The 13017-nt window shown below is 48.0% G+C and carries 7 protein-coding genes; 6 read left to right on the plus strand and 1 reads right to left on the minus strand.

Annotated features, from left to right (window positions below; genetic code table 11):
* The first annotated feature begins 77 nt into the window (after nt 1-77).
* Complete coding sequence (locus QFZ51_RS25565) at nt 78-962, plus strand: COG4315 family predicted lipoprotein (protein ID WP_429050270.1); 885 nt, start codon at nt 78-80, stop codon at nt 960-962.
* Nucleotides 963-1049: 87 nt separating this feature from the next.
* On the opposite strand, the gene QFZ51_RS25570 is transcribed toward QFZ51_RS25565, so the two are convergent.
* Entirely contained in the window at nt 1050-1781 is a 732-nt protein-coding gene (locus QFZ51_RS25570; protein WP_079473525.1) for a GntR family transcriptional regulator, read from the minus strand.
* A 246-nt stretch (nt 1782-2027) separates the two neighbouring features.
* Here QFZ51_RS25570 and QFZ51_RS25575 point away from each other — a divergent pair, with 246 nt between their 5' ends.
* The 5 genes from QFZ51_RS25575 (at nt 2028) to QFZ51_RS25595 (ending at nt 13016) form a co-directional block, all read left to right on the plus strand.
* Nucleotides 2028-3338, plus strand: coding sequence for a hypothetical protein (locus tag QFZ51_RS25575; RefSeq protein ID WP_429050272.1), 1311 nt, complete (start codon nt 2028-2030; stop codon nt 3336-3338).
* A 183-nt stretch (nt 3339-3521) separates the two neighbouring features.
* A complete protein-coding gene (locus QFZ51_RS25580) occupies nt 3522-6590 on the plus strand; it encodes a SusC/RagA family TonB-linked outer membrane protein (RefSeq protein ID WP_429050274.1) in 3069 nt (1022 codons plus the stop codon).
* Nucleotides 6591-6646: 56 nt separating this feature from the next.
* A complete protein-coding gene (locus tag QFZ51_RS25585; RefSeq protein ID WP_429050276.1) occupies nt 6647-8149 on the plus strand; it encodes a RagB/SusD family nutrient uptake outer membrane protein in 1503 nt (500 codons plus the stop codon).
* Between the two features lie 102 nt (nt 8150-8251).
* A complete protein-coding gene (locus QFZ51_RS25590) occupies nt 8252-11215 on the plus strand; it encodes a glycoside hydrolase family 38 C-terminal domain-containing protein (RefSeq protein WP_429050278.1) in 2964 nt (987 codons plus the stop codon).
* A gap of 4 nt (nt 11216-11219) precedes the next feature.
* A complete protein-coding gene (locus QFZ51_RS25595) occupies nt 11220-13016 on the plus strand; it encodes a class I mannose-6-phosphate isomerase (RefSeq protein ID WP_429050280.1) in 1797 nt (598 codons plus the stop codon).
* Nucleotide 13017 lies beyond the last annotated feature (1 nt).

The following is a 13017-nucleotide window of genomic DNA, read 5'->3' on the forward strand; positions in this document are numbered from 1 at the left end:
CGAAACAGGTTGTTACTGACCAACAACCCGCAATAGCGTATTGATTATTTCAAATTTCAAAAAAAAATTTTAACAGCATGAACTCCGTAAAAAACACCCTGCTTTCATTGATAGCCTTGTCTGGTATCGTTTTCTTCAGCGCCTGCGGCGGAAACGATGACAATCCCGACACTCCTGCGCCTAAGCCCTTGGTACAACTCAGTGCCAGCGCCACTTTGGGAAATCACCTGACAGATGTGGACGGTAATTCCCTTTATTATTTCTCCAACGACTTTGATGGCAAAAATAACTGCGCCGGTGGATGCGCAGCAGTATGGCCTCTTTATTATGCCGGCGATAACCTTTCCCAGACTGCACTTGGCACTGGTCTGGACATCAAAGACTTCACCACCATCACTACTATCGATGGCAAAAAACAAACTGCTTACAAAGGATGGCCCCTGTATTACTTTGCACCTGCTGTGGGTGGCGTAAATGTGCGTGAAGCGCCCGGTAAAACAGATGGGGAAGGCGTTGGCAATATCTGGTATGTAGCCAAACCTGACTATACCATACAGTTGATCAATGCCCAGCTGGTAGGCGCCGATGGTAAAAACTACCTGGAAAATCACACCGAGGGTACCGGTAAAACGTTGTATTTCAGTGATGGTAAGGGTCTTACACTTTACTCTTTCGTTAAAGACAGTTTTAATATCAACAAGTTCACCAAACCTGATTTTTCCAACAATGCGGTATGGCCTATTTATGAAACAGACCAGATTGTAGTACCGTCTACTCTCGATAAAACACTATTTGGCAGCATTACCGTTGCTGGCAAAAAACAATTAACCTACAAAGGCTGGCCGCTGTATTACTTCGGACAGGATGCGGGCGTAAGAGGCGCTAACAAAGGCGTAAGCTTCCCTGCACCAGGTGTATGGCCGGTAGTTACAAAAAACGTGGCAGCCGCTCCTAAGCTATAAACAGTGCCCGTAACCGTAAAACAGAACGGCTCAGTATTAATACCTGTGTATTAATGCTGAGCCGTTGTATTTTGATGAAAGATTAAACTATTCTCTTCTGCTTTCCACGGTATACACGAAGCTGTCTGCCCGGTAATAACCCAGGTTATATTCAATCGGACGTTCGCCCTGGTCGTATACAAACCGTTTCCTTACAAGGATGGGGTGGCCAGGTTCCAGTTCCAGTTTAGCCGCAATAAATTTATCCGCTGATCTGGCGCTGATTTCCTCTTTGGATAAAGTAGCTACTGTCATGTAATCCTTCTCCAGGATGTCATACAAAGGACGTTTGAAATCCTCTTCTCCGGTTAACCCTACCCGTGGATGGAAATAGGAAATGAAATATACGAAAGGGCCTTCTGCCTTCCCTCTCAGGCGTTCCAGTTTAAGTACTTTCTTAGTTGGACTGATCTCAAAAAAATTGGCGATGGTTTCATCCGGTAATACCCAGGTGACATGCAGCTCAAAATTTTTGATGATGATGCCGCGCGCGGTCATTTCCTGTGTAAAGCTCAGCCAGTTCTTGGATTTAGAGCTGATGGCAGCTTCCGCCACTTTGGTGCCTACTCCTTTTTTCCGGGTCAGCAATCCTTCGTATACAAGTTTGTTTAAAGCATGACGTAAAGTAGATCGGGAGATAGCCAGCTGTTTTGCTAACTGGACTTCGTTGGGTAAAAACTTTCCACCTGCGTACTGTGGATCTTTTATCATATTCCTCAACAGGTTTTCCGCCTGTATATGAAGTGGTAAAGGATTTTTATGATCTATACTCAAATTCATGCCTGCAAAGCAACTGGAAATAAACAAGAAAAACAATTTTAGCCCCCCTTATTTTGAACGTATGTATGTTCCGGAGAAAAAAACAGGATCTCTGCAGAGGATTGTTGTCTTGCCGTCCATCATCATATAGCATCCAGATAATCAACGGCTTATAAAGCAAGTTGCCTGTTATAGCTATGTTAAAAACTTTTCTTGCAATAATTAAATTATGTTTATATGTTTGTACATAATATCCGGGGCCACATTATGAAAAAAGTCTTTTCTATAATTCCGTTTATTGCTGGCATCACTGCTCCTGTATTCCTTTCGGGAAACGCGACTGCCCAGGATAACACCAGGACCCTGGCGGCAGCTGTATTAGCAGATAGCCGGCTGGATACTGTACAGGCCCGCGCATTAAGACTACTCACCGGTTTCTCTGCCGGCACTTCCTACGGCGAAGTATGGATCAGGGATTTCAATACTTTCATTAATGGCTCGCTGCAGGTATTACCTCATGATCAGGTAAAAGAAATGCTGTTGCTGTTTTTCCGTATGCAAGGCACAGATGGAAATATACCCGACGGCGTTATTCCACGCGAAAAGGCAACTGTGGGCTACCAGTACCGGTACTCCGATCTGGCTCCCCAATGGGCCGCTCATAAGAATACCGTGGAAACCGATCAGGAATCTTCCCTGATACAGGCGGTTAGAAAATATGTGGCTGTTACCGGCGATAAAGCCTTCCTTTTTTTGGCCATAAATGATAAAACGATTTTGCAACGGATGGAAGCCTCTATGGCCTATCTGCTGAAAGAGCGCTGGTCGGAAAAATACGGATTGATTAAAGGCGCTACGACCATCGACTGGGGCGACGTGCAACCCGAAACCGGCTGGGGCGTGGCGATCAATGAAAAAACAAAATGGGCGGTCGATATTTATGATAACGCCATGTTTGTGATGGCGATACAGGATTTCCTGGCAATCAAACCAGCAAACTACCGGGCACAAAAGGATTGGAGCAAAATAGCAACAGATATCCGGAAAAATGTACGCAAACATTTATGGGATAACAGGGCACAGAAATACATACCACATCTTTATTTGAACGGAAGCCCGTTTTCCCCCTCATTCAACGAAAAAGAGATCCTCTATACCGGGGGCACTGCCTGCGCAATACTGGCAGGATTTCATACACCAAAAGAAATAGCGGCCATTAACCGGCAAATGACTCAGGCCGCCGCTAAAGAAAAGTTTGCAACCATAGGGATCACGGTGTATCCTCCTTACCCGGCAAAGGAGTTCCCGAATATGCATCCTTATGTGTATCAGAATGCCGGCGACTGGACCTGGTTCGGCGGACGCATGATCCAGGCGCTTATTATAAACGGATTTATACAGGAAGCCGTAGCAGAGCTTAAACCCATGACCGATCGCGTCATTGCTCAGAATGGCTTCTTTGAATGGTACGACGTTCAGACTGGCACGCCAAAAGGATCGGGAAATTTTCGTGGAGAAGCAGGTGTTTTATCAGATGCCATTACACTTTTAAAAAAGTGGGCAATTAATCAGCAGTAGAATAAACAATTGGGCCTGCTCAGTTATTATTTATTCGTCAACCGGATCTTATTAAAAAACATAGTATTACCATAATCTTAAAACCTAATCTCACTTGTTATCACAGGGACTTCCACGTATAGCTCCTGTGACTACTATCAACTGAAACACCGGCTAATATTACCTCATCACTAAAGACTTGTTATGAAAGCAAAACTATTTTATGTGCTTGCATGCCTCCTAATTTCCATGCATGCAATGGCCCAGATCAAAATAAGCGGTAAAGTTACCAGCGCCGCTGACGGGACCGTCATTCCAAACACCACGGTGGCCATTAAAGGCACTTCCAGCGGAACCATCGCCAATGTAGACGGCGTATACTCCCTGTCGGTGCCCAACGAAAACGCCGTGCTGGTGTTCTCCTTCACCGGATTCGGCACCAAGGAGGTCAGGGTTGGTAATCAAACCACCATCAATGTAGCATTGGAAGTACAGGTAAGTACCTTAAGCGACCTTGTGGTAATTGGTTACGGATCCGTAAAAAAATCTGACCTCACCGGTGCGGTGGCGTCCCTTAAAGGCGAGCAGGTAATGGATAAGCCTGTTCCCAACATTTCACAGGCACTGCAGGGCAAGGTAGCCGGCGTGGACGTAAACATCAACAGCAGCGCCCCCGGCCAGGCAGCTAAGGTGCGTATCCGCGGTATCGGTTCTATCAACTCTTTTGTGGATCCTTTGTATGTAGTAGATGGAGTGGCGGGTGTTGATGCAAATGCGCTCAACCCGAATGATATCGCTTCCATTGAAGTATTGAAAGATGCCTCCTCCACTGCTATTTATGGTGCGAGAGGCGCCAACGGTGTAATTATGATCACTACCAAACGTGGTAAGGCCGGTCCGACCCAGGTAAGCTACCAGGGCGACGTAAACGTAAGTACACTGGCCAGTCATCTTCCCACCTTAAATTCAGAGCAATTTGTAAAAGTATATAACGAATCATTTGCCAATGCCACCAAGTTCGATCCGGACCACGGCACCTGGACACCCACCGCTATCCTGGATCATGAGCATTTCCCGCTGCTGTTTGACGAGAACGACAAACCGCTGTACAACACCAACTGGGAAAAAGAAACCTATAAACCGGCCGTGTCTACCAGCCACCAGGTGAACTTCCAGGGAGGTAATGACAAACTGCTCTATAGCGCGTCCCTTGGTTACCTGGATCAGAATGGTTTAATGATAGAATCATGGTTCAGAAGATATTCTGCCAGGGCCACTTTCGATGACCAGGTGAAAGACTGGCTGAAAATTGGCGGTAGCCTGAATATCGTATCCAGCACGCAAAGAGTGGTGTCTGATGGTAACGGTTCCTTAAACGTACCGAGAATGGTAACGGAAGAAGTGCCTATTGTACCGGTAAGATATCCCGACGGCTCCTGGGCAGGCAACTATGATATTGACGGTCTTGAAGGAGGCCCAAATCCTGTACAGATTGCGCAGAACAGGTATACCCTCAATAACCAGGTACATACCCTTGGCAATTTTTACATGCAGTTCCAGATCACTAAAGACCTGAATTTTAAAACCGACTTTGGTTACGATCAGATCAGCAATAAAGCCAATTTCTATTCCGCCGGCAATCTTCCTCACCTGTCGCAGGATCAGGGCGGTATAGCCAGGATCACTACTAACTACAACAAATACTGGCAGTCAGAAAACTATCTTACTTATAACAAACAGTTCAAAAATAATAACAGCTTAAACGCAGTAGTGGGTATTTCCTTCCTGCAATTCAGTAATGAAAATGCCCTGGCGGAAACACAAAATTTCCTGTCGGATTACTTCCAGTGGAATTCACTGGCGGCAGGATCCGTACGTAACAACATCACTTCAGAAACGCAGCCGTGGTCAATGAATTCATACTATGGCCGTGTTAACTACAACCTGAAGAATAAGTATCTTTTTACCGCTACTGCGAGGTATGACGGATCTTCCAAATTCAGTAAAGACAACCAGTTCGCCTTCTTCCCTTCCGTAGCGGCCGCATGGCGCGTTTCTGAGGAAGACTTCCTGAAAGGCAATAAAACCATCAACAACCTGAAGATCCGCGCCAGTTATGGTACCTCTGGTAACCAGGAAATTGGTCAGTTCCAGTACTCTCCACAGTACCGTCCCGATCAAACCGTAATAGGCGGCGCCAACCAGCCAACACTTGTACCCGGGTATATTGGTAACTCCGATCTCAAATGGGAACGTTCCAACCAGATAGACGCCGGTGTGGAACTGGGGATGTGGGATAACCGCATTAACCTGAACGTGGATTACTATAACCGTAAAACATCAGACCTCCTGCTGGCAACACCTATTCCGTGGTCTGCCGGTATGTACACACCAAATGTGTATAAAAATATAGGTGAAGTAAGAAACACCGGTCTGGAAGTAAACCTGAATACGGTAAACATCCAGAAACCAAACTTTACCTGGTCCACTACCTTCGTTTTTGCTACCAATAAAAATAAAATTCTCACGCTCAACGATGGTAACGCAGATATCTTCCCTGGTCCCAATTTCCTGGGGCAAACCAATATCCTGCGTGTAGGCGAGCCTATCGGTTCTTTCTACGGAATGAAAAGGTTAGGTACCTATGGTACGGATGAAGCAGCAGAAGCAGCCAAACACTCCCTCCTGCCGGGCGACAGGAAATACGAATACGATGCTGCCGGCAATGCGGTGTATGATATCATAGGCCGCGCCTATCCAAAATGGACCGGTACCTTCAGCAGCACCATCAAATACAAAGGATGGGATTTTACTTTTGATATCCGTTTTGTACAGGGCGTAAATACAGCTGCTGCATTCAAACACTCTGTGGAAGACCGTCAGACGCTGGCTAACAGCCTCGCCACCGTATTGAATGCATGGACGCCGGAAAATCAGAATACACATATTGCCCAGGTGCGCAGTTATAAATTTACACAGGATTCCCACTTTGATACCTGGTGGGTAGAAGACGGTTCCTATATCCGGGGACAGAACTTTACCCTGGGTTACACCTTCCCTGAATCCTGGATGCAAAGAAGCCATATCCGCAGGTTCCGCATCTATGGCAGCGTGCAAAATCTTTTCCTCATTACCAAATACACCGGTTATGACCCTGAAGTAGACACCTTTAACTTTGGTTATGGCTCCAACACCGGATTCTCACAGAACATCGACTTCTTCCCTTATCCCCGCCCGCGCGTGTGGAACCTGGGTGTGAATCTTGATTTCTGATGAAATCGTGTACCCGTTGATGTGATAACCTTTTTTGTGATTAAAAAAATATGAAAATGAAAACGACTAAACATATTATACTCGCGTTGCTGGTGTTGCTCAGTTGCTCCTGCAAAAAATTCCTGGAACAAAAGCCCACGAATTTTCTTCCGCCGGATGCTGACCTCTCTGATCCAAAAGTAGCACGCGCGCTGGCAAACGGATCGTACCAATACCTGCAAGGTTTCTTACAGGGACAACCATCTTCCTATGGCGGTAACACTTATAACCTGATGGAATTCATGACAGGTAAGGCCAACAGTGATCTCGGGCAAACCGGGTTTGCCACCTTTCAGAACCTCAGTTATAACGCTACTTCCTTTTATGTGGATACCTGGTGGCAACGTTTATACATGGGCGTAGGCGCCTGTAACCTGGCCATTGAAAAGCTGCCACAGGCCGCAGTGTCGGATGCAGATAAAACCAACATGCTGGCAGAAGCACATACGCTGCGTGCGCTTTATTATTTTCACCTGGTAAGATTATACGGCGCGGTTCCCAAAGTGACCGAAGTGCCCAAAGATCTCAACCTGAACCTGCCCCGTACAGAAGCGAAAGCGATTTATGATGAGATCATTATCCCGGATCTGCTCACTGCGGCAAAATCCACACTGCCTTGGTCAGATAAAACGGGTAAAGTATCAATGGGGCTTGTTCAATCACTTCTTGCAGATGTATACCTGACTTATGCCGGCGCGGCCATCAATGGCGGTAATCAATACTATGCACTGTCAGCAGCAGCCTCCAAGTCGGTGATTGCAAACGGTGGCTATTTCCTGTTCCCGGAATACACGAATATGATCAACCCCGCCAATAAAAATCTCGGGGAGTTCATTTTCCAGGTGCAGTACGCCGCTTCCGTACCAAGCCTTAATCCGCTTACACCGCTTACCATTCCAAACTACGCAGGCATTTCAAAGTACTCTGATGAATATGGATCTGTATATCCTACTCCGCAGTTTATTGCTTCATTCCCCGCCGGTGATAAAAGGGTACAGGAAAGACAATTCTTTTATACCAAGTACAAGCGGAAAGACCCTGGTACAGATACAGTTACTTTTAAGGGCCGCTACATCTACAAGTGGTTTGATTCTTTAGCGGTGGTAAGCACGGCCAAATCAGATCTTAACTATACGCTGTACCGCCTGGCAGATGTGTACCTGATGTATGCAGAAGCCTCTAACCGTGCAGAAGGCGGACCTAATGCAGATGCTCTTCGTTATGTAAACGCCATCCGTGCCCGGGCTAAGCTGGCGCCGCTGGGCGCGCTATCACAAGTTGCTTTTGAGCGCGAAGTATGGCTTCAACGGTATTTTGAACTGTGCTTCGAAAATAAAATGTGGTTCGATATGATACGGACCCGGAAAGTTCACAACGATGTAACCGGCAACTGGGACGACTTCGTAGGACATAAAACTGTATTCGGCGCTACGTTCGCCGCGAAACAACTGCTATTCCCTGTTCCTAAACAGGAAAGCGATGTAAACCCGAAGTTATTGCCAAATAACCCGGGTTTCTAACATATAACATTACGTTTTTAAGGGCTGACCAAACTATGGTCAGCCCTTTTTTTAACCCCGTATCCTTTCCGAATATTGAAATATGTCCGTATGTTTGTACATATGAAGCATATAATAGCAAAACTCCTGTTATGTAGCTGCTTTCCGGCTGCCCATGCCAGCGCACGGGACCTGGAATTTCCCGGTTCACATAATGGGAATTTAGCCCTTTCTCCTGCCGGCGCTGAAATATCGCAGCAGCAGACATCCTTTACCAGCATTGAACTGCAATCCACTATCGCTTACCTGAATCATCACGGCACTCCCGCCCGGATGGTAAGAATGCGCTTTCACGGCGGCAAAAGCTATCAGCCCGCAATGGTGTATATGTATTTTAATGGCCATGAAGACAGTCTCGCGCTGGCAGCCAGTCCCGATGGCATCGCGGACTATGAGCTGCCGCTGCCCGGCGAAGCAATAGACAAAGACACCGAGTTGTTTGTTCGCCTGTTCAGTGCCGGACAAACCTATACCGCCCGCTGCATTGTTTCACCCACCCGGCAATGGAACGTATACCTCATGCCCCACTCACATGTAGATGTAGGTTATACCAACGTACAGGCAAAAGTGCTGGCCATTCATATGAACAACATCGATGAAGCAATTAAAATAGCCGCCCGTACGGCCGGCTATCCGCCGGAAGCTCGCTTCAAATGGAGCACGGAAGCGCTTTGGGTGGTAGATAAATACCTCGCCGCCGCCAACGATGAAAAGAAACAAACTTTCCGCGAAGCCGTAAAAAAAGGCTGGATCAACCTCGACGGGACTTACGCCAACACCAATACCAGCGCCACTTCATCCGCGCAGTTGCTGCAACTGTTTTCTTTGGGGGCCCGGCTCGCAAAAGACTACGGCATTAACATCAACACCATGTTTCAGGGGGATGTTCCAGGCGCCTCCTGGGGACTCATCAGTCAATCGGCCATTACCGGCATGAAGTACTTCCTCAGCGCACCCAATGCCAACGACCGCATCGGCAGTTCCGGGCAATGGCGCGATAAACCCTTCTACTGGCTGGATGCCTCCGGGAAACAACAGGTGCTCTTCTGGCAGTCGTCGCCCTACTCTATCGGCTATACGCTGAAAGGAAGCAAAATACCCAACTTCTTTACCGTAGAAGACCCCAAGCCTTATTACACCGGCAAACCCACCGATAATTTCCTCAATCCCTATCTTTTTGATTATCTCTCCCAGCTGGAGCACAACCACTTTCCCTATAATATGACGCTCCTCACCTGGGCTATGAGCGACAATGCCCCCATAGACCCTGAGCTGCCGGACGCAGTAAAAGCATGGAACGAGCGGTATACATCTCCCAAACTGATTATTACCTCGGTAAAGCAATTTTTCCACGACTTTGAAGCCGGATGGAAAGACAAAATTCCTGTGTTCACCGGCGACTATACTGAATACTGGACGGATGGCATCGCTTCTGCTGCAAAAGAAACCGCCATCAACAGGAACGCATCTGACCGGCTGCAACAGGCCGGCGCTATCTGGGCTATCAGGGGAAAAACCGGTTACCCGGCCGACTCCTTCCGCAACACCTGGACGGACCTCATCATGTTCAACGAACACACCTGGGGCGCTTTCAATAGCGTGTCTGATCCGAAGGATCCTAAAGCCGTTGCCCAATGGCAGTTTAAACAGCGCTTTGCGTTGAATGCCCGGGGCCGGTCCGAAGCGCTGCTGCGTAGCAGCACTAACGGCAACGGATATACCGGCAACACTATCACATCCGCTATAGACGTTTACAATACCCTGGGACATTCCCGTACCACATTGGTGCGCATACCCGCCGCCCTCAGTACCTCCGGCGACCTTGTAAAAGATCTTAACGGCAGGAAACTGCCCTCCCAGCGGCTTAGCACCGGCGAACTCGCCTTCCTTGCCACCGCGCTTCCTCCTTTCTCTAAACAACGCTTTACGATTCATCCTGGCGCCGGAGCGCCGTTTAAAAAAGCGACAGTTACGAATAGTAGCCTCGATAACGGCATTTACTCCGTCCAGGTAAATCCAAAGACAGGCAACATCATCCAGCTGCTTAAAAAAGGCTATAGCGGCAACTTTGCCGATTCCGCAGGATTGAACCAATACACCTATATGCCTGGTGACGCTGCTGAAAGAATACAATACAGCGGACAGGCAAACATCCAGGTAAAGGAAAAAGGCCCGCTGGTGGTTAGCCTGCTGATCACCACACCCGCACCCGGCGCGCGCTCCCTCACCCGTGAAATACAACTCGCTGCAGGTACAGACCAGGTGATGCTGACTAACACGATTGATAAAACTGCCATTGGCAGCAAGGAAAGCGTACACTTTGTATTTCCGTTCCGTATCCCCGGTGCACAGGTACGTTACAACATCCCCTGGGGAAATATAACCGCTGAGGCTGATCAGTTGCCCCATACTAACAGGAACTGGTATACGCAGCAACGTTGGGTAGATGTATCCGGGAAAAATACAGGCGTTACCTGGTCCGCTCCCGATGCGCCCCTGTTTGAAATAGGTCAATACCCTACTGCAGGACTACTCGGCGGCCTGCACAACTCTCCCCGCTGGATTTCCTTTATAGAGCAACAGCCGCTCATTTCTTCCTGGGTAATGAATAACCTGTGGCATACCAATTTCCGGAGGGACCAGGAAGGCATCGCCACCTTTCATTACTATCTGCAGGTGCATGGCCCATTTGATGCCACTGCGGTTAACAAAAACGGGTTGGAAAATCACCAGCCACCAGTTGTTGCCGCTGCAAACGGCGCTCCTTCGGAAAGCCTGTTCTTTAACATCAGCGGGGAAAATGTACTTGTGGAAAACCTCTATCCTCCGGCAGACGGCAATGGCGTATTGCTGCAACTGGTAAATACTTCCGATCATACGGCCACGGCTACACTAACATCAAAAAATAAAACCACTGCTTTAAATATTTCAGAAAGCGATATACTGGAAACAAACAAACACACAGTTCCCGAAAGTTTCTCCATTCCCGGCAAGGGAGTAATAATGATCCGTGTGGAAAAAAAATAAGATTATGATCTGGCGAGAATCAGCACAGCCCTTGCTGCCGGAACATGCAGCCACCCCACCGCCAGGTACCTATAACAGGTACCCGGCCCATCCGCTGGGCAATGGGAAGATACAGACAGGATACGAATCACTGGTCAGATGGATGGTACAGCACCCGGTGGTGCTGATTGACGGCTATGCAGGTATTTTCTGGGATAAGATCAGCGCTGCCCTGCAAGCGGAATTTACACGTATAGGCGTAAACGTTAAATGGCATGATACGCATTGCCTGCTAAAAAACAGTGATAACATTCAGGAGCTGGTCGATCCCTTTATTGGCAACGAAGGTGAGCTGTGGGGTAGAAAGACATCTTTACAGCTCACTGATTTCTTTGATGAAAAGAAACTGGCGGCATTGTCATTCGATGGCCCCTATGACCTTCACATTGTATGGGGCGTCGGCGCCGGGCTCACCCATACCGCTGCCCCGCTGGTGTACCTGGACCTGCCCAAGAATGAATTACAGTACCGTATGCGCGCAGGCACTATTACTAACCTGGGCTGCCATACCGCCGGCGGCAGTACGGAAATGTATAAACGGTTTTACTTCGTGGATTGGGTAGTGCTCAATCATTATAAGCAAACCCTGCTGCCACGTATCCACATCATGGCAGATACGCAATGGCCGGATCATATTGCCTGGGCATTCAGTAAAGATCTGCTGGCGGGAATTGACCACCTTGTTCATTCCACGTTCCGGGTGCGGCCCTGGTTTGAAGCCGGCGCCTGGGGCGGGCAGTGGCTGAAAACACATATCAATGGTATCAACACCGAAGAAGTAAATTACGCATGGTCTTTTGAATTGATTGTTCCGGAAAACGGGGTGCTCTTTGAAAGCGATGGCTACCTGATGGAAATCCCCTTCGAATGGCTGATGTATGCGCAGCACAGGGCTATCCTCGGCAATCATGCCCCGATCTTCAAATATGAATTCCCCATCCGGTTCGACTTCCTAGATACCTTCGACGGCGGCAATCTTTCCATTCAATGCCATCCTACCATGGATTATATCCGCACACATTTCGGTGAAACATTTACGCAGGATGAAACTTACTACATCCTGGATTGTAAAGCCGGCGCCGCTGTATACCTGGGTTTCCAGGATGGAATTGATCCCGGAGTGTTCAGAACCAAACTGGAAAACAGCCGGGATCTTGGTATTCCGGTAGAAATAACAGATTTTGTACAACAACATACAGCAGATAAACATACCTTGTTCCTGGTGCCTAACGGAACTGTACATAGCGCCGGCGCCAATAACCTGGTACTGGAAATCAGCGCCACCCCGTACATTTTTACATTTAAAATGTACGACTGGCTGCGGCCCGGCCTGGATGGAAAACCAAGGGCCATCAATATAGCGCATGCATTTCACAACCTGGATTTCAGCAGGCAGGGCAAGGCAGTAAAAGAGCAACTCATTGCTGCCCCTGTGATAATAGAACAAGAGGCAGACTACCGGCTGGTACACCTGCCTACACATGCGGCACATTTTTATGATGTGCACCGGCTGGAATTCAGCAACAGCGTTAATATAACTACCAACGGCAACTGCCTGGTGATGATGCTCGTAGAAGGCAGTACAATAACGGTTACTACCGCCAACGGGCATACGAATATGTATCACTATGCGGAAACTTTCGTGATACCGGCGGCGGCGACAGACTGCCGGATTACCAGCAATAACGGGGAACCGGTGAAACTGATCAAAGCTTTTTTAAAATCATCGCATCCGGTTTATCAACAAATAGCATCCACCTGAA

Origin of the sequence: Chitinophaga sp. W3I9 (genome assembly GCF_050434025.1) — a bacterium.
In the GTDB taxonomy this organism is placed as follows: Bacteria; Bacteroidota; Bacteroidia; order Chitinophagales; family Chitinophagaceae; genus Chitinophaga.

Bases quoted from the DNA above. Each gene is read 5' to 3' on its own strand.
- QFZ51_RS25565 (WP_429050270.1), top strand. From the start codon at position 78: ATGAACTCCGTAAAAAACACCCTGCTTTCATTGATAGCCTTGTCTGGT.
- QFZ51_RS25570 (WP_079473525.1), bottom strand. From the start codon at position 1,781: ATGAATTTGAGTATAGATCATAAAAATCCTTTACCACTTCATATACAG.
- QFZ51_RS25575 (WP_429050272.1), top strand. From the start codon at position 2,028: ATGAAAAAAGTCTTTTCTATAATTCCGTTTATTGCTGGCATCACTGCT.
- QFZ51_RS25580 (WP_429050274.1), top strand. From the start codon at position 3,522: ATGAAAGCAAAACTATTTTATGTGCTTGCATGCCTCCTAATTTCCATG.
- QFZ51_RS25585 (WP_429050276.1), top strand. From the start codon at position 6,647: ATGAAAACGACTAAACATATTATACTCGCGTTGCTGGTGTTGCTCAGT.
- QFZ51_RS25590 (WP_429050278.1), top strand. From the start codon at position 8,252: ATGAAGCATATAATAGCAAAACTCCTGTTATGTAGCTGCTTTCCGGCT.
- QFZ51_RS25595 (WP_429050280.1), top strand. From the start codon at position 11,220: ATGATCTGGCGAGAATCAGCACAGCCCTTGCTGCCGGAACATGCAGCC.